This window comes from Candidatus Bathyarchaeota archaeon (assembly GCA_026014735.1).
Taxonomy (GTDB): Archaea; Thermoproteota; Bathyarchaeia; order Bathyarchaeales; family Bathycorpusculaceae; genus Bathycorpusculum.
The window spans coordinates 759,776-778,252 of record JAOZHT010000002.1 but is presented as its reverse complement, the minus strand read 5'-3'; the positions used below and the strand labels follow the sequence as shown (position 1 = coordinate 778,252).

The 18,477-nt window shown below is 51.2% G+C and carries 28 protein-coding genes; 18 read left to right on the top strand and 10 right to left on the bottom strand.

Going from position 1 to position 18,477, the window contains the following annotated elements; translation table 11 throughout:
- Window positions 1-17: 17 nt before the first annotated feature.
- The 7 genes from NWE93_09905 to NWE93_09875 all read left to right on the top strand — a co-directional run bounded on the left by NWE93_09905 (window position 18) and on the right by NWE93_09875 (window position 4,457).
- Window positions 18-551, top strand: coding sequence for a multiprotein bridging factor aMBF1 (locus NWE93_09905; GenBank protein ID MCW4000542.1), 534 nt, complete (start codon window positions 18-20; stop codon window positions 549-551).
- An 11-nt stretch (window positions 552-562) separates the two neighbouring features.
- On the top strand, window positions 563-1,807 hold the full coding sequence (hflX, locus tag NWE93_09900; protein ID MCW4000541.1) for a GTPase HflX: 1,245 nt from the start codon (window positions 563-565) through the stop codon (window positions 1,805-1,807).
- Window positions 1,773-2,351 (top strand): tRNA (cytidine(56)-2'-O)-methyltransferase, encoded by a 579-nt coding sequence (locus NWE93_09895; GenBank protein MCW4000540.1) that lies wholly within the window; start codon window positions 1,773-1,775, stop codon window positions 2,349-2,351. Before hflX ends, NWE93_09895 begins: the two co-directional genes overlap by 35 nt.
- Before the next feature lie 80 nt (window positions 2,352-2,431).
- A complete protein-coding gene (locus NWE93_09890; GenBank protein MCW4000539.1) occupies window positions 2,432-2,944 on the top strand; it encodes a transcription factor in 513 nt (170 codons plus the stop codon).
- The gene (locus tag NWE93_09885) at window positions 2,937-3,467 is read left to right on the top strand and encodes an HDIG domain-containing protein (GenBank protein MCW4000538.1); all 531 of its coding nucleotides are present in this window, start codon (window positions 2,937-2,939) and stop codon (window positions 3,465-3,467) included. Before NWE93_09890 ends, NWE93_09885 begins: the two co-directional genes overlap by 8 nt.
- Complete coding sequence (locus NWE93_09880; protein MCW4000537.1) at window positions 3,464-4,231, top strand: DUF2110 family protein; 768 nt, start codon at window positions 3,464-3,466, stop codon at window positions 4,229-4,231. The genes NWE93_09885 and NWE93_09880 overlap by 4 nt, the downstream gene beginning before the upstream one ends.
- A 67-nt stretch (window positions 4,232-4,298) precedes the next feature.
- Window positions 4,299-4,457: a hypothetical protein gene (locus NWE93_09875; GenBank protein MCW4000536.1), complete on the top strand. Its 159-nt coding sequence runs from the start codon at window positions 4,299-4,301 to the stop codon at window positions 4,455-4,457.
- 62 nt (window positions 4,458-4,519) lie between these two features.
- On the opposite strand, the gene NWE93_09870 is transcribed toward NWE93_09875, so the two are convergent.
- The 6 genes from NWE93_09870 to rpl7ae form a co-directional block, all read right to left on the bottom strand.
- Complete coding sequence (locus NWE93_09870; GenBank protein ID MCW4000535.1) at window positions 4,520-4,675, bottom strand: hypothetical protein; 156 nt, start codon at window positions 4,673-4,675, stop codon at window positions 4,520-4,522.
- A gap of 152 nt (window positions 4,676-4,827) precedes the next feature.
- A complete protein-coding gene (locus tag NWE93_09865; protein MCW4000534.1) occupies window positions 4,828-5,244 on the bottom strand; it encodes a hypothetical protein in 417 nt (138 codons plus the stop codon).
- 140 nt (window positions 5,245-5,384) lie between these two features.
- Window positions 5,385-6,356: a CAP domain-containing protein gene (locus NWE93_09860; protein MCW4000533.1), complete on the bottom strand. Its 972-nt coding sequence runs from the start codon at window positions 6,354-6,356 to the stop codon at window positions 5,385-5,387.
- A gap of 292 nt (window positions 6,357-6,648) precedes the next feature.
- Complete coding sequence (locus NWE93_09855; protein ID MCW4000532.1) at window positions 6,649-6,846, bottom strand: 50S ribosomal protein L24e; 198 nt, start codon at window positions 6,844-6,846, stop codon at window positions 6,649-6,651.
- Between the two features lie 21 nt (window positions 6,847-6,867).
- Window positions 6,868-7,089, bottom strand: a complete 222-nt coding sequence (locus NWE93_09850; GenBank protein ID MCW4000531.1) for a 30S ribosomal protein S28e — start codon at window positions 7,087-7,089, stop codon at window positions 6,868-6,870.
- 1 nt (window position 7,090) lies between these two features.
- Entirely contained in the window at window positions 7,091-7,471 is a 381-nt protein-coding gene (gene rpl7ae, locus NWE93_09845) for a 50S ribosomal protein L7Ae (protein MCW4000530.1), read from the bottom strand.
- Window positions 7,472-7,631: 160 nt separating this feature from the next.
- Between rpl7ae and NWE93_09840 the strand changes: the two genes are divergently transcribed.
- From NWE93_09840 to NWE93_09820, 5 genes are all read left to right on the top strand, one after another.
- Window positions 7,632-7,910 carry a Gar1/Naf1 family protein gene (locus NWE93_09840; protein MCW4000529.1) on the top strand — a complete coding sequence of 93 codons (279 nt, stop codon included), beginning with the start codon at window positions 7,632-7,634 and terminating at the stop codon, window positions 7,908-7,910.
- Window positions 7,882-8,856, top strand: coding sequence for a transcription initiation factor IIB (locus NWE93_09835; GenBank protein ID MCW4000528.1), 975 nt, complete (start codon window positions 7,882-7,884; stop codon window positions 8,854-8,856). Before NWE93_09840 ends, NWE93_09835 begins: the two co-directional genes overlap by 29 nt.
- Window positions 8,857-8,893: 37 nt before the next feature.
- Window positions 8,894-9,196 carry a hypothetical protein gene (locus tag NWE93_09830; GenBank protein ID MCW4000527.1) on the top strand — a complete coding sequence of 101 codons (303 nt, stop codon included), beginning with the start codon at window positions 8,894-8,896 and terminating at the stop codon, window positions 9,194-9,196.
- Window positions 9,197-9,232: 36 nt separating this feature from the next.
- The gene (locus tag NWE93_09825) at window positions 9,233-9,847 is read left to right on the top strand and encodes a DUF116 domain-containing protein (protein ID MCW4000526.1); all 615 of its coding nucleotides are present in this window, start codon (window positions 9,233-9,235) and stop codon (window positions 9,845-9,847) included.
- Between the two features lie 72 nt (window positions 9,848-9,919).
- Window positions 9,920-10,195, top strand: coding sequence for a YjzC family protein (locus NWE93_09820; protein MCW4000525.1), 276 nt, complete (start codon window positions 9,920-9,922; stop codon window positions 10,193-10,195).
- Window positions 10,196-10,284: 89 nt separating this feature from the next.
- Here NWE93_09820 and NWE93_09815 read toward each other — a convergent pair whose 3' ends face one another.
- On the bottom strand, window positions 10,285-10,530 hold the full coding sequence (locus NWE93_09815; protein MCW4000524.1) for a hypothetical protein: 246 nt from the start codon (window positions 10,528-10,530) through the stop codon (window positions 10,285-10,287).
- 98 nt (window positions 10,531-10,628) lie between these two features.
- Here NWE93_09815 and NWE93_09810 point away from each other — a divergent pair, with 98 nt between their 5' ends.
- The 3 genes from NWE93_09810 (at window position 10,629) to NWE93_09800 (ending at window position 13,742) form a co-directional block, all read left to right on the top strand.
- The gene (locus tag NWE93_09810) at window positions 10,629-10,904 is read left to right on the top strand and encodes a peptidylprolyl isomerase (GenBank protein MCW4000523.1); all 276 of its coding nucleotides are present in this window, start codon (window positions 10,629-10,631) and stop codon (window positions 10,902-10,904) included.
- A gap of 141 nt (window positions 10,905-11,045) precedes the next feature.
- On the top strand, window positions 11,046-13,466 hold the full coding sequence (locus NWE93_09805) for a heavy metal translocating P-type ATPase (GenBank protein MCW4000522.1): 2,421 nt from the start codon (window positions 11,046-11,048) through the stop codon (window positions 13,464-13,466).
- 36 nt (window positions 13,467-13,502) lie between these two features.
- Complete coding sequence (locus NWE93_09800) at window positions 13,503-13,742, top strand: YHS domain-containing protein (protein MCW4000521.1); 240 nt, start codon at window positions 13,503-13,505, stop codon at window positions 13,740-13,742.
- 51 nt (window positions 13,743-13,793) lie between these two features.
- Here the strand turns inward: NWE93_09800 and NWE93_09795 are convergent, their stop codons facing one another.
- Complete coding sequence (locus NWE93_09795) at window positions 13,794-14,441, bottom strand: thioredoxin family protein (GenBank protein ID MCW4000520.1); 648 nt, start codon at window positions 14,439-14,441, stop codon at window positions 13,794-13,796.
- A gap of 155 nt (window positions 14,442-14,596) precedes the next feature.
- Between NWE93_09795 and NWE93_09790 the strand changes: the two genes are divergently transcribed.
- Window positions 14,597-15,784, top strand: a complete 1,188-nt coding sequence (locus NWE93_09790) for a flavodoxin domain-containing protein (protein MCW4000519.1) — start codon at window positions 14,597-14,599, stop codon at window positions 15,782-15,784.
- 67 nt (window positions 15,785-15,851) lie between these two features.
- On the opposite strand, the gene NWE93_09785 is transcribed toward NWE93_09790, so the two are convergent.
- Window positions 15,852-16,355 carry a rubrerythrin family protein gene (locus tag NWE93_09785; protein MCW4000518.1) on the bottom strand — a complete coding sequence of 168 codons (504 nt, stop codon included), beginning with the start codon at window positions 16,353-16,355 and terminating at the stop codon, window positions 15,852-15,854.
- A 300-nt stretch (window positions 16,356-16,655) separates the two neighbouring features.
- Between NWE93_09785 and NWE93_09780 the strand changes: the two genes are divergently transcribed.
- Window positions 16,656-17,291 carry a superoxide dismutase gene (locus NWE93_09780; GenBank protein MCW4000517.1) on the top strand — a complete coding sequence of 212 codons (636 nt, stop codon included), beginning with the start codon at window positions 16,656-16,658 and terminating at the stop codon, window positions 17,289-17,291.
- A 137-nt stretch (window positions 17,292-17,428) separates the two neighbouring features.
- The gene (locus tag NWE93_09775; GenBank protein ID MCW4000516.1) at window positions 17,429-17,701 is read left to right on the top strand and encodes a hypothetical protein; all 273 of its coding nucleotides are present in this window, start codon (window positions 17,429-17,431) and stop codon (window positions 17,699-17,701) included.
- 60 nt (window positions 17,702-17,761) lie between these two features.
- Here NWE93_09775 and NWE93_09770 read toward each other — a convergent pair whose 3' ends face one another.
- Entirely contained in the window at window positions 17,762-18,430 is a 669-nt protein-coding gene (locus NWE93_09770; protein ID MCW4000515.1) for a hypothetical protein, read from the bottom strand.
- Window positions 18,431-18,477 lie beyond the last annotated feature (47 nt).

Genomic DNA, 18,477 nt, shown 5'->3' with positions numbered 1-18,477 from the left:
AAAGGTGAACATTCCCCATGCGATGCGAAGTCTGCGGACGAAAAATCCACTCTGAACCCGTACGGGCAGTTATCGAAGGCGCCGCCCTAACAGTTTGTGTTGAATGCAGCAAACACGGCAGAGTCCTCTACCCCGGCGAAGAAGCACCAGCCACCGTTGCTAGCCCCACCAAATCCTACGCGCATATCCCCCTAATCATGAAGAAGCCCCCGGTTGCCCAGGTACAAATCAGCCAGGAAGTCGTTGAGGACTACGCCCAAAAAATCCGTCAAGCCAGAGAAAAACTGGGGCTATCCCATGAGGATTTAGGCAAAAAAATCAACGAGAAAGCCTCGCTGCTTCGCCACATCGAAACCGGCAAGGTCGCCCCCAACAATTCCCTTGCGGCGCGGCTGGAGCATGTTTTGAAAATCAAGTTGATGGTTCCGATTGCCGACGAGAAAGTCACAACTGCACCCTCTAAATCTGGTGGCGGTGGCTTAACTTTGGGAGACCTCATTGAGATGGGCAAGAATAATGAGGAGGCCTCCGGTAAACGAAAGCCATCTTAGTGCAGCGGCGTTTGAATCGTGAAGAATCCACCTTAGAGGAGCTTAAGAGCCTCGCGTTGTCCGCGGGCTACGAAATCGTCGGAGTCATGGAGCAGACAAGGCGCCCCGATGCACGCTACCAAATCGGCGCGGGCAAAGTCGAGGAACTCGCAGCGATGGTTGAGCAAGCAGGCGCGGACAAAGTCATCTTTGACAATGCCCTGCGGACAAGGCAGACCTACAACCTCGCCAAAGCCACCCACGTCGAAGTCATCGACCGCTTCCAACTTATCCTTGAACTCTTCAACAGACGCGCCACCACCACAGAGGCGCAGATGCAGATTCAGCTTGCCACGCTTAAAAACGAACTTAAACATGCCCGAGAGAAAGTGCGGCTCTCCCGGGGCAGCGAGCAGCCGGGTTTCATGGGCCTTGGCGTTTACGAAGCAGACGTGTACAGGGACGCCATAAAACGGCAGGTTCAAACAATCCTCAAAAAACTTGTTCATATCCGAGAGAAACGGGTGCTGCAGCGGGAACGCCGCACGGAACTGGGTTTTCTAACGATTTCGCTGGCGGGCTACACTAGCTCGGGTAAAAGCACCCTTTTCAACTCCTTAGCGATGGAGACAGCGCAGGTTGATAAGAGCCTCTTCACCACGCTTTCCACCCAGACCCGCATGATAGAGTTCAGTAACCGCCGCTTCCTCTTAACTGACACCGTGGGATTCATCGACCGCCTCCCCATTGGCCTCATCGAAGCCTTCCACTCTACGCTGGAGGAAACCATCTTCTCCGACTTGATTGTGCTGGTGGTTGACCTAAGCGAGCCCCTTGACGTCATAGAAAAGAAAAACAACGTGTGCCTAGACACCATCACGCGCCTCGACGCCTCAGGCATACCTATAGTGACGGCGCTAAACAAAATCGACCTCATCAAACCCGAGGAGCAACAGGAAAAACTCTTAGCGCTCAAAGACAAAGTAAAAAACCCCATATTGCTGTCCGCCAAATGCCAAACCAACCTCGAGGAGCTAAAACGCCATATCCTGCGGGTGCTGGAGAATTATGTGCAGGCAGAATTCACGGTTCCCCTCAGCGGCAACGTTATGCCGTTTCTCTCGTGGGTGCATCAGAAAACCGACCTCCACAATGAAGAGTACACTGGCGACTCGGTGCATGTCGTCTTTGAGGCGAACCCGGCGGTGACAGAGCAAGTTAAAAGGAAAGTGCAGGATCTAAATGGAAAATTCCAACTCCACCCAACCAGCCCATAGCAGCCCAAAACTGGTTGTGCTACGCTGGGGCCACCGCATCCAACGAGACGTAAGGTTAACCACGCATGTGGCGTTGACGGCGCGGGCGCTTTCTGCTTCAGGCTTCATCCTAGCTGACACCGTTGACCCCCATATCGAGCAAACCGTCTCCAAAATCACCTCAAGTTGGGGAGGCAGCTTCCACTTTGAAATGGGCACATCCTGGCGGCGCGCCGTGCAGGACTGGAAAGCAGCGGGCGGCGTGGTTGTGCATTTGACGGTTTACGGCGAGAATATCCAGAGCAGTGATGTCCTCTCCCGCATCAAGGCAACAGGCAAAGACGTGATGCTGCTGGTGGGCAGCCAAAAGGTCCCCGGCGAATTCTACTCCGAGGAGGTTTCGGACTTTAACGTCGCCGTGGGGAATCAGCCGCATTCTGAGTGTTCGGCGCTGGCAATTTTCCTTGACCGCTTCTTCGAGGGCAGAGAACTCGCGGAATCTTTTGAATGCGCCAAAATCAGCGTTGTCCCTAAGGCTCGCGGCAAGGAAATCAAGCATATATAGAGTTTTGGTGGTTGCTGTAAGAAGAGTTTTATTTGGGCATGACGCATTATTTAAGGTGCAAAACAGGATAATCAGAGATTATGTTATCAACTATTGATGATGCAACTCTCACCAAGGTCGCTTTGGCTTTAGGTGAAGAAGACGCGGTTAAGCTTATCGAGCACCTCAAGAGCGTTGAGGAAATCACCGACGACGAAATCGCCAACAAAACCGGCATACGCCTCAACTCGGTGCGCAAAATCCTCTACAAACTCTACGACCACTCACTGGTCAGCCTCCGCCGCACACGCGACCCCAAAACCGGCTGGTTCATTTTCCACTGGAAACTCCAGCCTGACCAGCTTGAAGGCTTCATATTGAGCCAGAAGCGGCGGGTTCTGGAGAAACTTAACGTGCGATTGGAGTACGAGCGAACCCATGACTTCTACTACTGCGGAAGCAACGAATGCAAACGCATCCCCTTCGAGGAAGCCGTGGAGCTGGTTTTCCACTGTAGCGGCTGCGGTAAACCACTGGTGCATTTTTCAAACGAGGCCATGATTGAGAAGCTCTCGGTGAAAGTGGAGATTCTAAGGAAGGAACTCGGTGAATAAGCGGCTTCCCACAAGGGAGCAAGCTACCACGCTTCTACTGGAAAGCGGTGTACCATCCCAGGTAGTCAACCACTGCCTAGCCGTTGCTGACTACGCTAAACAACTCGCGCAGAAGCTGCAGAAGCGACATTTCAGGGTTAATGTGGAGTTGGTGGAGGCAGGTGCAGTTCTCCATGACCTCGGCCGCGCAAAAACCAACACGGTGAATCATTCTTTAGTGGGCGCCCAGCTTGCCCAATCCCTGCAGTTGCCCCAGCCCATAGTGGACATCATTAAGCGGCACGTCGGTGCAGGCATCACCCAGAAGGAGGCAGAGGCGCTGGGTTGGCCCCAAGACGTATATGTGCCCCAGACATTGGAGGAAAAAATCGTGTGCTACGCCGACAAACGCATCGACGACGGAGCCGTAGTGCCCATAGAAGCCGAAATTGCTAAGCTCCAATGCAAAGGCAAAATGCAAGCTGCAGAAAGAGTTAGAAACCTCCACGAGGAAATAACAGGTATGCTAGGCGAGGCGCCATGACAACATTCACTTTGATGGTTAAAACATATCACGGGTCACAACTCAAAGCAGTAGACGAGTTGCTGCAGAGCCAATTTGAGGATTTAGAGGTTGAATTCAAAGTTTTAGGCAACACCCCAGGCCACTGGGTGCAGATTTCCGTTGCCGGCGAAGACGAGGTGGTGGCCACCAGTTTTATCCGAAAAGAAATCGGGATTTGCCCCGTATCCGCGGAGGATGTTGAAGCCGGCTCGGTGCTTAAAGGCTACGTTGCCAAAGTGGAAGCTGAGCGGTTGCTGGTGGACGTGGGCGTTTTGGAGCCAAAGCCACTCTACGCCACGGTTTCGCTGGCGGCTCTGCAGAGGCAGCTTTTAGGCGGCAAAGGCGTTGCGCTTAAAAAATTCGCTGAAGCCTACGCAATCGTGGAGGGGTTGCCGTTAAGTGTTAGGGTGACTTCTAAGGATGCAGAGGGTTTGCAGGCTGAGTTGGCGGAGGCGCAGGTGGGGAGGTTTTTAGCCTGGCAGCAGTCGCTTCTGGATCGTTTGGTGGTGTTGCGTGCATCCAAGGAGCTGGTTAATGGGACGTTGGAGCGTACTCGTCTTGATCGCGATGTTTTTGATGTGGAGGCGCTGGGGTTGTTTGAGTTTGCTTTGACGTGCAAGTTGGGAACGGATGCGGCGGGGTTGATTCCTAAGGTGGGGCGTTATATGCGGTATGCAGTGTTTGTGGTGTTTAATTCTAAGAGGCTGGCGTCTTTTCTTGGTGAACAGGGATTAACCTTATAATAGAGTACATAAATAGTTAAACAATCTATACTCCAAAAGTGAGTAATAATTGAAGGGAGAGGGGTAAATGAGCCAAATCGAAGGCGAAAGAAAAAAATACAGAATAGACATAGGCGCCTACGGCAGCATAGCCGTCGAAGCACCAACTAAAGAGGAATGTATAGAACTTTTCCAGGAAGTCACCCGGACAAAACGCAACTCCAAACTAGACGAAGCCATCCGATAAAAAAAACCAGTTATCCGCAAACAGATTCACCAAAGCATAAGGCAAAATCTAGTTTGCGGTTTTTATAACACATCATGCTCCTCCTTGCAGTGCGCCTCATAATCCTCCTTATTATCGTAGACCTGCTGGTCAAGGGGGCACCTGAACTTTTTGTTTTCCGTCATTTCAGGCTCAGGAACCGTCACGCGAGGCGCAGTACGCTTTAAATCCTCTGACATTCTTTCACTTCACCTCCAGAAAACGCTGCAATATTACTTTTCGGCTTGGATGATTAATTAAAATATGTGACTGCACGCAGCCAACAACCAACCGTTAAAAATGCACCAATAAAAAAGGGAGAAACAAAAAGAGCGGTTATGGAGCTTTCAGTTTAATTTTGGGCTTTGGCGTGTTTGCGGTAGTAAACTGCGCCGATGGCGCCGCCAACAGCGATTGCTGCAACTGCGCCGACAATGGTGATGTAGAGACCAGTGTTGTCTTTGGCTGTGTCGTCTTCTGCGAGGCCATTGGCGTATATTTCGCCGCCGTATAGGATGGGTTCTTGACCCGTGGTGTCAGTTGTGTTGTCGTCGGTGCTTGTGCCGTCTTGGGTAGTGTTATCGCTGCTGCTTGTTTGGTTATCCATTGTACGTGCGCCGTCAGGGTTAATGGTTTCGTCTGGGTTGACGGTTGCGTCTGGGTTGGGGGTTGCGGGCGGTATTTCTTCTTGTGCAGCAGCAAATGAGAATGCACTGCAGACCAGAAGCGCCGCCAAGAGGGTTATTGTGAACAGTTTGGTTTTTTGCATAGAGTTTACCTTTTTGTGTTTGCAGAAGGGTATGATACGGCGTTATTTAGCACCAAGCCCGCGAACAAGCCGTCCATAAACTGGAACCCCTGCTCTAAAGCATAGCTCAGTACCAAACAGGTCTTTTGTACGCGGCATTCTCACTGATGGCTACCTGATTCCCTGTTTTTTGTCTTTATTGAGACCGCGACTATAAGCGCCAGAAGCGTCATCGCTACTAGGGCGAGGCCGGGCAACTCGGGAATAGCGGGGGTTGATGTCGGGGGCGCTGAGGTGAGGTTTGTGGGCGATGGGGTTGGAGTGGCGCTGGGTGTTGGAAGATGGTTTGTCGAGGTTTCAGTCGGAGCCGACGTTGGCGTCGGTGACGCTGTGAAGGTTGGTGCTGTTGAGCTAAGTGTTGGTTTGGGGGTGGGCGGAGGCGGGGTGGGGGTTGGTGTATGTGTCGGCGTGGGGTTTGCGGTGGGGTCTGGGGTGGATGTTGTTGGGGTAGGCGTCGGGGTCGGCGGCTTTGGTGTAGGCGAGGGCGGAGTGGGCGTTGGCGTTTGCGTAGGGGTTGGCGCTGCCGTCGGCTGCGGGGTCGGCGTGGGAGAAGATGATGGTTTAGGCGTCTGCGTGGGCGAGGGGGGTTGGCTGCGTCCCAAATCCAGCGTGTAGTAGGTGTAGCCGTTTATGCTGTAAACGCCTAAGCCCGCGTCAAGGTAGTTGCCTATCATGTTAGCATAGTGGCCCGGGGAGTTTTTCCACATATCATAAACTTTAGCGGCGGATGGCACGCCATAAGCCATAGCGATGTTCTCGGCGGCGGCAACCCACTTGTAGCCTGCATTGGTGATTCTCTGGCTAAACTGGGTTCCATCCATCGAGGTATGGGAGAAGTAGTTGTTGTCACCCATATCTTTGGAGTGCAGGTACGCGGCGGCTTCCAGTTGTGGGTTAGCGGTGAGAGGGGATAAGCCGAGGCTGACGCGTTCCACATTGACAAGGCCCAGGAAATCGGTTTGTATGGTTTCCGGGGATTGGGCTGAAGCTGTGGCGAGCAGGAATAGGTTCGCCGCTAAAGCCAACGCAACCAGCGCTATGGCGGCCGCATGCTTTCTTGAAGCCGTTTTCATGCTTCGATGTCTGGGATTGCATGTGAGATAACCTTTTTTGGGAAGCCTAATTTGCCTGATTTGCAAAGAACCGTTTGCTAACCTGGATACAAAAGGGCAGCTATGCGAAGGGCGCTTCCTAAAATGCCGCATAAGCAGTTTACGGTTAACTTAAGCAGTCAAGTTCCTGCTGCAGCAAAATCGCCACGAATTAGTAACATCAACTTCTTCCACAGCGACTTTAAACGAAAAAATCTTCCGATAACTGAAAAAATAAGAAAAGTTTGGGAATCGTAGAAAACGGGGGGTTAGTTTACCCTTTGCCTTTTTCTTCTTTACCGAAGTACTGAGTCCACTTTAGCTTGCGTGCGTCGCGTTTGAATTCTAAGCTGCTTTTCTTGCATTTGCTAGAATCAAACCAGAGGATTGAGCCGTCGTTTTTAACGTACATCATGCCTGTGCCAGCTGGGAATTCAGCACCACAGAACGAACATTTTCTCGGTTTTGGCATGACACATATCTCCTATCAGGTTTATCTGGTGATTTTCTTTGCTTCCCGCTCAGTTTCTCGTAGCATCAGGATGTCTTGAACGCGGACTGGTCCTTTAACGTTGCGTGTGATGATTCTGCCCTTGTCTTTGCCTTCCATGATACGGACGCGGACCTGAGTGATTTCGCCCGTTACACCTGTGCGACCGATGATCTGAATGACTTCCGCGGGAACTTGATCTTCCGCACCATCTTTGCTACTCATATCACTGAGTGCCTCGTTTAACCTGGTCGATCCGTGTTACGATTTCTTTGATTAAGCCGGCTGCTTCGCCTTCTCTCATGACGCAAGCTGCTGCACATGGAACATCGATGCCGATGGATTTGCCGAGTTGCTCTTTGCTTGGAACAAAGACGTATGGGATTTTGCGTTCGTCACAGAGGAGTGGGAGGTGCGCGATGACTTCTGGGGGGTCGACGTCTTCGGCGATGACGATGAGTTTTGCTTGGCTGCGTTCCACGGCTTTGGTGGCTTCGTTGGTTCCTTTCCTAACTGATCCTGATTTTGAAGCAATCGTTAGGGCTTCATAGGCTGCATCTACGAGTTCTTTTGGGACTTCATATTTTACATAGAATGGTTTTGACATATTCTTAGCCTCACCCTTTTAAGGCACAGTCATACTCGCACTTCACATTTAATAAGCTTTCGACTGGAAAAACATCGACTTGTACCATGGAGTCTATGGATGCCAGAAAGTTTAAATGCGCTGATACGGTCTCGTACATGTTTCGAGAGGGGAATTGCGTTTGCAAAAATTGGGCAGGATAACAAATGTATCTCCTTCAGGAAACGCTATTGTAAAAACAGAAAATCCCCCGAAAATCGGCCTCCAAGTCGTCGATGAGAACCTCAACGTTGTTGGTAGAGTTTTTGATATTATTGGTCCAGTCTCAGCTCCGTATGCAGTGATTAAACCCACCGTTAAAGACCCCGCTAGGTTAGTCAATAAACCGACATACTTGCTTCTCTCGAAATCAAACCGGAGTAAAAGAGAGAATGATCAGAGACAGCAAGTTACAAGATGAAGTAGATCAAGAGCAAACTCCAAACCGAACCGAGCCTCCTAAAGCTCGAGCATGCCCTGAATGCGGAAGCGTCCGCCTTATGCATGATTCTGAAGCCGCCGAAATCGTCTGTATGGACTGCGGCGTGGTTGTGCAGCAAAAACTCACGGATCGAGGCCCCGAGTGGCGTGCCTTCGACGATGAGCAACGCTCCAAACGCACCCGCGTCGGCGCCCCCTTAACCTACACCATACATGATAAAGGCTTATCCACAACCATCGATTGGCATGACCGCGACATCTATGGCAAAAGCCTCTCGCCGGGGCAGAAAGCGCAGGTTTACCGCCTCCGCAAATGGCAGCGCCGCATCCGCGTTTCAGATGCAACTGAACGTAACCTCGCGTTTGCTCTCTCAGAAATCACCAAGATATCCAATAACCTCAATTTGCCTAAAAACATCCTGGAAACCGCCTCGGTCATTTACCGCAAAGCCGTCAAGGAACGGCTTATCCGCGGAAGATCCATCCAGGGCGTCACGTCAGCGGCGCTTTACTTGGCTTGCAGGCAATGCGGGTTACCCCGCACACTTGATGAGATTTCGCAGGCATCCACAGTTAACAAGAAAGAGGTGGGGCGAAGCTACCGCTTCCTCATCCGCGAACTCAACTACGCCATCCCGCCGCTACGGCCCAGTCAATACATCACCAAATTCTCCAACCAACTTACCATGCAGGGAAAAGTTGAGGAGATTGCCCATAAAATTTTGGCTTCAGCTAAAGAACTCAAGTTGACGTCGGGTAGAGGACCAACAGGCATTGCTGCTGCGGCAAGTTATGTGGCGTCGGTTTTGACGGGGGAGCGCAAGACACAGCGGGAAATCGCGGAGATCGCGCAGGTTACTGAGGTGACTATTCGGAATCGCTACAAGGAACTTGTGGAGCGCTTGATGTTCCAGATAAGCATTTAGCTCCCTTTCCACCATTTACTTTTTGGGCTGTCCACTAATGGATAAATCCAACGTTGAACGTAAAGGTGCGCCCCCGATCAAGGAGACCGTTGCTAAACTCAAACAGGTAGAGGTGAATCTGCGGCAGGTAACCGCAAAGCTTCATCAGAACCTGCAGCGGCTTGAATCCGGATCTGAACTTAACGGTGGCCTTGAACAGTTAAAGCAGGATGTTGAGTCACGGGCCAGCGACCTTGAAGCTGAGGTGGAGCGGCTCCGCGGGGACCTCAAAGACATCCGGGACCTTTTGGGTTCGGATGCAGATAAGAAAAAACCTTCCGATCCACATGTGCCCCCATAGGTATTCTTTTAAGTCTCAAAAAACTCTATCTACCTTATGCCCTATAAGTTCACTTTCGATTTATCGAAGGTTCCGCGTTTTTTCTTCACCGAGTTAACGTTGATTAGCTACCAAAGGGGCATGCATAAAACCTTCTTTAAAACCGCTCATGACCTTATCGAGAAATTCCGAATCCAAGAAGCCACGGGTCTTAACCTATCTGACGCTGTGCTTCTACTTGAGGACCTGCTTGATCTGCAGGCAATCAACATGATGGAGCGGGAACGGTTTGTTCAAACCAAGAAAAGAGCGCTTTTTCTGCCGCATTGCAGCCGCAAATACATGGATAGCCGATGTAAAGCTAACTTTGACGCCAACATTCCCTCCTATACGTGCGCGCATTGCTCCGAGGACTGCTTAGTGAACAAAGCCGACCAGTATGCCCGCAGCAGAGGATATGACGTCTACCTTTTGCCCGGCGGCTCCTGTATCCCAAAAATCCTCAAAAGCAGCTGCTATGAGGGCATTGTGGGCGTGGCATGCGGGGAAGAAATGAAGCTGATGAGCCACCTGCTTGAAAGCATGGAGATGCCCGGCCAAGGTATTCCGCTGATCAAAAACGGCTGCGCAAACACCATATTCAACATGGAAACCCTCATGAAAGTCCTCTAGCTGCCTCTTTACTGAAACCGAGCCCTTAGCAAAGCTTATAATCAAATACCGCCCAACAATAAACGATTGCAGATGCCACAGAAAAAAACTAAACCAGCCAAACCAAAACCAGCAGCAAAAACCCCCAAAACCGCAAAACCAAAAGCAACCCCGACCAAAAAAGCAGCCAAGGAACCGAAAAAACAAAAGTTTTTCCGAACAGGCGAAAAGAACCCGCAGTCAGGCCTATACGCTCACTTCTGTAAGGCAAAAGGCGAGAAATCCACCATACCCCTCTCTAAATCTGAGACGTTCCCGCCGTGCCGAAACTGCGGCTCCGTGAAGTGGGTGCTGGTTATGGCAGCCTAATTCTCTACCCTGTTTATCCTATAGTTTCTAGACTGAATTCATATATTGTGGCATTAAAGCAATTTTTAGGTGCCTGGCTAAAAGGGAGGTTAATCTTCTAGGTTGCGCAGGAACTCGATTATTCTTGCCAGTTGCTCGGCTGTGATGCGGTCGAGTTGTTGTTCCTCGTCGATGTTTTCGATTGTGTTCTTGCTTTGCATGGCTAACCTATGGGTTGCTTTTGTATTAACGGTATCTGCCTTGGTTACTTCGAACTTCGAAGTAGCGCCTGCACGCATACCCGACGATTTAACAGCTAAATGTAAATTTGCAGCAGTCCACCCCAAATGATCCATGTAAAGGTTTAACTAAACCTACACATTACGCTCAAATCCATGGAAAAGCCCCCGTGTTCAGGGAAGAGTTATATGCCCATTTACCCAAAGAAAAAGCCATGTCAACCAAAGCACATTGCTGCCACATACTCGTCAAAACCCTCACAGAAGCCAACGCAGTTAAAGCACGCCTTGACAAGGGAGAAAAATTCGGCGAAGTCGCCAAGCAGGTTTCTCTTTGCTCTTCAGGCAAGAAGGGCGGAGACCTGGGAACTTTTACCCGCGGCAAGATGGTTAAGGAGTTTGAGAAGGCTGCGTTTGCGCTTGAGAAGGGGCAGGTTTCTGGGCCTGTGAAGACGCAGTTTGGGTATCATATTATTAAGCGGATTGATTGAGGGCTTGTTTGGTTTGTTGGGGTGTGGGTAGTGTTGGCTTTGCCCCTAGTTTATTATTGAGAAGATATATCTTATTTAGAAATACTTATATCGGTTGCTAAACCACATTAAACATACACCAACCAGAGGGGGCACCATTTTTTGAGCACACAAAAAACCAGAAAAATCGTCCTAAGCATCGGCGGCATGAGCTGCGTAAACTGCGCACGCGCCATAGAGAAAGCCCTCAGCAAACAAAGCGGCGTCGTCCAAGCCACCGTTAACTTAGCCGCGGAGAAAGCCATCATCGACTACAACCCCGACCTCATCAGCCAGAAAACCATCGAAGACACCATCAACCAAATCGGCTACCGAGTAATCCACGAAAAAGTGGCGTTGCAAATCGCAGGCATGACCTGCATTAACTGCGCTAAAACCATCGAGAAAGCCCTCCAGCCCAAAGAAGGCATCTACAGCGCCATCGTGAACTTCGCCCTGGAAAACGTGCTTGTCGAATATAACCCCCAGCAGATAAGCCTACCCGCCATCAAAAAAGCCATCCGCGACGTGGGCTACGACGTGGTTGAGCCGCAGCAGAAGACCGCGTTGGATGCAGAAGCTAAGGCGCGCCAAAGCCACATCCGCCACCTCAAACTGCTCTTAGTCGCCAGCATCTCGTTAACTGTTCCCATTATGGTTTTGATGTGGTTTTCGCCTCTGCCGATGGAGCAAAACAACATCTTAATGTTCATCCTGGCTACGCCCGTGCAGTTCGTGGTAGGTTGGACCTTCTATGTCGGCGCCTACAAGGGATTACGCAACAAAACCGCCAACATGGATACCCTCATCGCGATGGGCACCTCCACCGCATACATATACAGTGCCGTCGTCACTTTTGCCCCCAGTATTTTCCCCAGCGGAGCCGTATTCTTCGACACCTCCACGATGATTATGACCTTCATCTTAATCGGCAAACTACTAGACGCCGTCGCCAAGGGCCGAACCTCGGAGGCTATTCGGAAAATCATGGGGCTGCAGGCGAAAACCGCCCGTGTGATCCATGGCGGCGTCGAGGTGGAGTTGCCTGTGGAGGAGGTGGTTGTCGGCGATGTGGTGGTTGTGCGTCCCGGCGAGAAAATCCCTGTTGACGGCGTCGTTGTGGAGGGTTACTCGGGGGTGGATGAGAAGGTTATCACGGGCGAGAGCCTCCCAGTTGAGAAGCGCAAGGGCGACCAGGTGATTGGCGCCACCTTCAACAAGACCGGTGTGCTCAAGTTCGAGGCAACGAAGGTCGGAAAAGACACCGCATTAGCCCAAATCATCAGCCTCGTTGAGGATGCGTTGACGTCTAAGGCGCCTGTGCAGCGGATAGCCGACATAGCGGCAGGCTACTTTGTTCCCGCCATCATCTCGATTGCGACGTTGTCGGCGTTTGTCTGGTACTTTTTGGTAGGGGAAACCTACATTTTCTCGCTTACAGTGTTCATCGCCGTGTTGATTGTCGCTTGCCCCTGCGCTTTGGGGCTGGCTACTCCGACAGCTATAATGGTCGGTGTCGGAAAAGGCGCTGAAAACGGGATCTTGATCAAAAGCGGTGAGGCGCTGGAGACGGCGCATAAGCTTCGAGCCGTCGTATTCGATAAAACAGGCACCCTCACCAAGGGTGAACCGGAAGTAACCGACATCGTAGCTGACAGAGCCTTCACCCAAACCCAGATTCTCGAGTACGCTGCCGTCGCCGAGAAGAACTCTGAGCATCCGCTGGGCGAAGCCATCGTTAAACTAGCCGCCAAAAAAGGCCTCAGCCTCGAGGACCCTGACGACTTCAATGCCATCCCCGGGCAGGGCGTCGAAGTCCAATACCGATCCGCAAGGGTGCTTTTGGGCAACCGCAAACTCATGGAGGCCAACAGCGTTCCCATCAGCGAATTTGAGGCCAAGATGGCGGCGTTTGAGGCAGAGGGTAAAACCGCGATGCTGTTATCCGTCGACGGCAAAGCTGCCGGGCTAATAGCGGTTGCGGACACGTTAAAGGAGCATTCCGCCGAAGCCGTACATGCGCTTCGAGAGATGGGGTTGGAAGTCATCATGCTCACAGGCGATAACCAGCGCACCGCCCAAGCCATCGCTGCCCAAGTCGGGGTTGACCGCGTGGTGGCGGAGGTGCTGCCCGGCGATAAAGCCAGCGAAATCAAGCGGCTTCAAGCAGAGGGCAAGGTGGTGGCTATGGTGGGCGACGGCATCAACGATGCACCCGCGTTGGCGCAGGCAAACATCGGCATCGCCGTGGGCACCGGCACAGATGTGGCGGTGGAGACAGGCGACATTGTGCTTATCAAAAATGACCTGCGGGATGTGGTGGTGGCCATACAGCTTAGCCAAGCTACGATGCGTAAGATTCGCCAGAACCTCTTCTGGGCGTTCTTCTACAACATCCTGCTTGTACCGTTGGCGGCGGGCGCGTTCTATCCGATTCTGCATGTTCTCTTTGACCCCATATGGGCTGCGGCGGCTATGGCAAGCAGCTCCGTTACCGTGGTGACGAATGCGTCGCTTCTGCGGAGGTTTAAACCAAAACTCTAAGTAACCCAAAACCAATGTTTTGGAGGTGAATTATGTATGGCAATAGACTTAGTTTGCAAAATGGATGTTGACCCCAAGACTGCAAAGTGGAAAACCGTTTACAAAGGCAAAACCTACTACTTCTGTGCACCCGGATGCAAAGCTGCTTTCGAGGAGGAACCCGAACTCTACATTAACGCTGAAGTCTCAGCTGACCAGCACCACACCCATCACCATCATCATGAAGGCGAAGACACCGAAAGCTGCGGTAGCTGCTGCGGCTGCGGCGGTCACTAAAACCGCCTTTCCTTTTCCTTTTTTAGATTACCATTTTTTGGTTTACGCTTGTTATTTTAGTGTTCCCAGCAGCACATGCTCGGCGAAGAGGTCCTCGTTGAATGCCCCCACGAAGTCGGTTGTTTCGTTGATTATTACTTTGGGGACGCCTATAACGTTGTATTTGAGGGCAAGGTCGGGGAATTCTGTGCTGTCGATTACGTCGGCTTTGATGAGGTCACATTCCACGGCGAGTTTATGAGCCACCGCGGCGGCGAAGGGGCAATGTGGGCAGGTGAGGCTTACGAAGACCTTGATGTTCACGGGCACCATGATGTCTTTGAGTACTGTTTTGGTTTTCTCGGAGAGGTCCGTGGTGCCTTTTGATACGGTGGTTATGGCTTCGATTAGGGTCTGCAGTTCGTAGCCGTAGGGGATGCCGTAGATGCGTACGCCATAGTCCTTTTTGCCGATCACCGCCAACGCTGGAATCCGCTCGATGCCCAGTGCTTTGGCTTTGTCGGCGTCTTTTACGAAGTCATAGATTTCCGCAGATAACTTGTCGCTGAGGCCGACGATGTCTTCGGTGAGTCTGCGGGTGTCATTGCAGTAGCGGCACTCGGTCTCCTGCGTAAACATAACTAGCTTAACGGGGTCCACGAGTTTCTCTTGGAAATCCTTTTTCAGGAGCTCTTTTTTGTCGTCAGGTAGTAAACTCAAAATTTTTTCCTCCACAAAACCTGCCTTGCGGCTTCACAGAATACTTGGTTTCTGTAGCATATAACTTTAAGCTGCTGCCTAAACGAAAGTGTTATAAGAGGTTGGCGCTGAGTTCTTTTTGATAGACTTCTACCTGTTTTGGAGCGAATAAAATTATGGTTAAAGTCACCCTTAAAGAAGGCGTAAGCTGGGTCGGCGTCGTCGACTGGGACATACGGGACTTCCATGGTTACGTAACCAACCGCGGCACCACCTACAACGCTTACCTCATAGAGGACGATAAAACAGTCCTTGTTGACACCGTCAAATACCCCTTTGCCAGTGAGCTTGTTAGTAAAATCAAGGAGCATACTCCGCTTGAGAAAATCGACTACATCATCGTTAACCATGTGGAGATGGATCATTCCAGCAGTTTGCCCGTGATTGCCAAGTTGGCGCCTAACGCGAAGATCCTTTCGACGCAGCGGGGCAAAGAAGAGATCATAAAGCATTTCGGCAGCGAGTTTGTCCGCATAGAAACCGTGAAGTCAGGTGATGAACTCAAATTGGGCCGCAAGACCCTGCGGTTTGTGGAGGCTCCGATGCTGCATTGGCCCGACAGCATGTTCACTTATCTGGTTGAGGATAAGGTTTTGTTGTGTAACGACGCGTTTGGTCAGCACCTCGCCACCTCTGAGCGGTTCGATGACCAAGTTGACGAGCATGTGCTGATGGAGGAAGCCACCACCTACTACGCGAACATCCTGATGCCGCTGGGTTCGCTTGTCACCCGCAAAATCCATGAGGTCGTCGCCATGAAAATCCCCATCGACATCATCGCGCCAAGCCACGGCGTCATCTGGCGCAAGGACCCCATGAAAATCATCAATGCCTATCTGCAGTGGAGCAGCGGCGCAGCCAAAAACAAAGCCGTCATAGTCTACGATACGATGTGGCATAGCACCGATAAGATGGCGCGTTCCATCGCGGAGGGAATCGCAAGTGAAGGCGTGGATGTGAAGATGGTTAAGCTGCGGTCATGCCCCAATTCTGAGGGAGTCACCGAAATCCTTGAAGCCAAAGCGGTCCTTGTGGGGTCGCCTACACTTAACAACGGCATGTTCCCCACCGTCGGCGGATTCCTCACCTACATCACGGGGCTTAAGCCTAAAGGCAAAATCTGGAGCTTTTTTGGCTCGTTTGGCTGGGGCGGCGGCGCAGTGAAGGATATGGTGAAGATGGCAAAGGAAGTGGGTTTTGAGGTTGCTGAGCCGTCTTTGGAGCTGAAGTGGGTGCCCAGCGAGGAAGAACTCAAGGGCTGCTTTGACTGGGGCGTACAGATAGCCCGCAAAATCAAAACCTAACCCTTTCTCTTTTTTGTAGCTGCCGCTAAACCTTTTTTAGATAAAATAAAAAATTGAAAAAGAGTGTTTACTCGATTTTTGTGAATCGGGCTTTAGGTAAACCGCAGACGGGGCATTTGTCGGGGGCATCGCCCACGAATGTGTCGCCGCAGACTGGGCACACGTAGATGGGGGCTGAGGGCATGTCCTTTTTGGCTTTAGCGGATTCGATTGCTTTCTGGTAGAGTTCCGCGTGGACCTGCTCGACTTTGTTGGCGTAGTCAAAGCTTACAAGCGCGGCTTTGTTTGCATCGGCTTTAGCTTGCTCGATGAATTGGGGGTACATTTGCTTGAACTCGTAGGTTTCGCCTGTAACGGCGGTGCTCAGGTTCTCCGCTGTGGATTTAACGTTGCCCATCACGCGGAGGTGAGCGTGGGCATGGATGGTTTCGGCTTCCGCCGCGGCTTTGAAGAGCTTGGCAATCTGGGGGAAACCCTCTTTCTCTGCGGCTTTGGCAAACGCAAGGTAGAGGCGGTTTGCTTGGGATTCGCCTGCGAAGGCGGCTTTTAGGTTCTCGTCAGTTTTAGACAATTAAAATCACCATAAAATGTAAAGGCAGGCATGGTAATAAGCACTAGCTTGCCAGAGCGTGGTGCGCTGTTGCTTTGCCAAATGATAGGCCCCTTATTTATACTGAGGCGTTTGCTGAGGTTTTTTTGGCTGCTCTGGGCATTTATGGGCGGGGCATCGGTTTTGCTGGGCAGATGCAGCGGCTTTGTTGGCGGCTCCTTGCAGTTGCCGCGGATAGGCTGGCATGTTGGCTTCATTCCCTGAAGGCAAGGTATATTAGGGGTTTTCTGCTTTGGAAAAGGTTGATTTCTGGTGAGTTTTATGGAGAAAGTTAAACAGTTTACCCTACCCAAACTACCCTACGACTACAACGCGTTGGCTCCCTACATCTCTGAGGAGCAACTGAAAATCCACCACAGCAAGCACCATCAAGCCTACGTGAATGGCGCCAACAACCTCTTCAAAATGATGGACGAAGCCAAAGAAAACAAAGATACCCTCAACTACTGGGTCAGCTTCGGATACCTAAAAGCCCTCGCTAAAGAACTCAGCTTCAACATCGGCGGCCACATGCTCCACACCACATTCTGGGAGAACATGGCGCCGGCAGGCAAAGGAGGCGGAGGCGCACCCGGCGGAGCCATCGCAGACATCATCGACAAGCAATTCGGCGGTTTCGACAACTTCAAAAAGATGTTTTCGGCAACTGCGGCGGGCACGGAGGGCTCTGGCTGGGCGGCGCTGGCGGTTCATCCATGCGTGGACCGAGCCTTAATCATGCAGATCGAGAAGCACAACGTCAACGTTTTCCCCGACTTCCAAATAGTGATGGCACTCGACGTCTGGGAACACGCCTACTACCTTGACTACAAAAACGAGCGCCCCAAATTCATCGAAGCCTTCTGGAACCTCGTCAACTGGGACAAAGTCAACCAAAACCTTGCCCTAATAAAATAACCCTTTTTTGGGTTACCCCTTTTTTAGCTGATCAACCTTCCCTTTCTTAAGTATACCCCCTGCGGCTTTGTTTTCAGTGCTTCTTAGCATAGTAATAAATAGGCATCAATTCGATAGTGAATCAGGGAGACATTGTGGTGTCTGAAAAATCAAGTACTCAAAATTTGCAAGAACAAATAGAAATAGTCGAAAAAATAGTCCGAAAGACACCTTTAAGAATGTTTGTGACAGGTGTCGTTGGTACTGCTTTTCTTGCGGTTTTCATGATATTTGGACAACCCTTAGCAATGGTGGGTGGAGGAATATTCGGTGGTTGCGTTGGTCTTTTAGTTTTTTATGAACGTAAGGCAAGGGAAGAATTTGAAAAGCTGCTCAAGCAATTACATTACCGTGAAACTCTCGAAAAGTAAAACTCGACATGCTTAACGCTACCACCGTTGATAAAAAATCTAGTCCATCTGGGTTTTATCTTAGCTGCTCAACTGCCCCATTTCCAGCTTCTTAAGCAGCTCGCTTTGCCGCTTCGTGTAGCGTGCGGTGACGCCTTTCTGCAGATAAATTGAGACTGCCGCGATGCTTTTGGTGGGGTCGTTGCGCATGATGATGCTGTGAAGATGGAACAGTTTGATGCCTACCTCATCCCTGGAGATTGCCCCGCCCGTGAGCTTAAGCGCTAATGCGATGGCGTCGTTTATGGAGCCGCCTGCCGCCACGATTTTAACTTCCTCAAAACGCGCAAGCCGCAGCAGACAGATGGTTATGAGGCGCTCAAGGGTGGATGCTCGGCTGACGCTGATGGTTTGCTCGGTTACGTCGGCGAGTTTTTTGTCTTCGGCCTCAGCAAGTGCAGTGTAATCCCCCGCGGTTTTCTGGGAAAGATGCGCCGAAACCGCCGGCACCCTCCCCAAAGAGGGAAACTCGAGTGCGGCTATGTCGATGTCGTCCACGTAGACTTTGGCGATTTCGCTGGCCATGTTGATTGCGCTGCAGGCCAGAAACATCGAGTCGCCCAAGCCGACGACGTTGACTTCGCCGGCGTCCATGATGCCGCAGATTATGCCTTCGACGACATCGGTTATTTTGGCGTTTGCATCCTGGGACTGCAGGATTATGGTTTTGGCTTTTGATGGCTCACTCATAGCTGGCGCCTAGCAGTTAATCAAGCGCCTGCCCATATAACATTTAC

Excerpts from the sequence above, each read along its gene's own strand:
- NWE93_09875 (MCW4000536.1), top strand. The coding sequence starts at position 4,299 with ATGAGCCAAATCGAAGGCGAAAGAAAAAAATACAGAATAGACATAGGC.
- NWE93_09790 (MCW4000519.1), top strand. The coding sequence starts at position 14,597 with ATGGTTAAAGTCACCCTTAAAGAAGGCGTAAGCTGGGTCGGCGTCGTC.
- NWE93_09855 (MCW4000532.1), bottom strand. The coding sequence starts at position 6,846 with ATGCCAAAACCGAGAAAATGTTCGTTCTGTGGTGCTGAATTCCCAGCT.
- NWE93_09860 (MCW4000533.1), bottom strand. The coding sequence starts at position 6,356 with ATGAAAACGGCTTCAAGAAAGCATGCGGCCGCCATAGCGCTGGTTGCG.
- NWE93_09905 (MCW4000542.1), top strand. The coding sequence starts at position 18 with ATGCGATGCGAAGTCTGCGGACGAAAAATCCACTCTGAACCCGTACGG.
- NWE93_09820 (MCW4000525.1), top strand. The coding sequence starts at position 9,920 with ATGCCACAGAAAAAAACTAAACCAGCCAAACCAAAACCAGCAGCAAAA.
- NWE93_09810 (MCW4000523.1), top strand. The coding sequence starts at position 10,629 with ATGTCAACCAAAGCACATTGCTGCCACATACTCGTCAAAACCCTCACA.
- NWE93_09835 (MCW4000528.1), top strand. The coding sequence starts at position 7,882 with ATGATCAGAGACAGCAAGTTACAAGATGAAGTAGATCAAGAGCAAACT.
- NWE93_09890 (MCW4000539.1), top strand. The coding sequence starts at position 2,432 with ATGTTATCAACTATTGATGATGCAACTCTCACCAAGGTCGCTTTGGCT.
- NWE93_09850 (MCW4000531.1), bottom strand. The coding sequence starts at position 7,089 with ATGAGTAGCAAAGATGGTGCGGAAGATCAAGTTCCCGCGGAAGTCATT.
- rpl7ae (MCW4000530.1), bottom strand. The coding sequence starts at position 7,471 with ATGTCAAAACCATTCTATGTAAAATATGAAGTCCCAAAAGAACTCGTA.
- NWE93_09825 (MCW4000526.1), top strand. The coding sequence starts at position 9,233 with ATGCCCTATAAGTTCACTTTCGATTTATCGAAGGTTCCGCGTTTTTTC.
- NWE93_09830 (MCW4000527.1), top strand. The coding sequence starts at position 8,894 with ATGGATAAATCCAACGTTGAACGTAAAGGTGCGCCCCCGATCAAGGAG.
- NWE93_09780 (MCW4000517.1), top strand. The coding sequence starts at position 16,656 with ATGGAGAAAGTTAAACAGTTTACCCTACCCAAACTACCCTACGACTAC.
- NWE93_09870 (MCW4000535.1), bottom strand. The coding sequence starts at position 4,675 with ATGTCAGAGGATTTAAAGCGTACTGCGCCTCGCGTGACGGTTCCTGAG.
- NWE93_09880 (MCW4000537.1), top strand. The coding sequence starts at position 3,464 with ATGACAACATTCACTTTGATGGTTAAAACATATCACGGGTCACAACTC.
- NWE93_09815 (MCW4000524.1), bottom strand. The coding sequence starts at position 10,530 with ATGGATCATTTGGGGTGGACTGCTGCAAATTTACATTTAGCTGTTAAA.
- NWE93_09865 (MCW4000534.1), bottom strand. The coding sequence starts at position 5,244 with ATGCAAAAAACCAAACTGTTCACAATAACCCTCTTGGCGGCGCTTCTG.
- NWE93_09800 (MCW4000521.1), top strand. The coding sequence starts at position 13,503 with ATGGCAATAGACTTAGTTTGCAAAATGGATGTTGACCCCAAGACTGCA.
- NWE93_09895 (MCW4000540.1), top strand. The coding sequence starts at position 1,773 with ATGGAAAATTCCAACTCCACCCAACCAGCCCATAGCAGCCCAAAACTG.
- NWE93_09770 (MCW4000515.1), bottom strand. The coding sequence starts at position 18,430 with ATGAGTGAGCCATCAAAAGCCAAAACCATAATCCTGCAGTCCCAGGAT.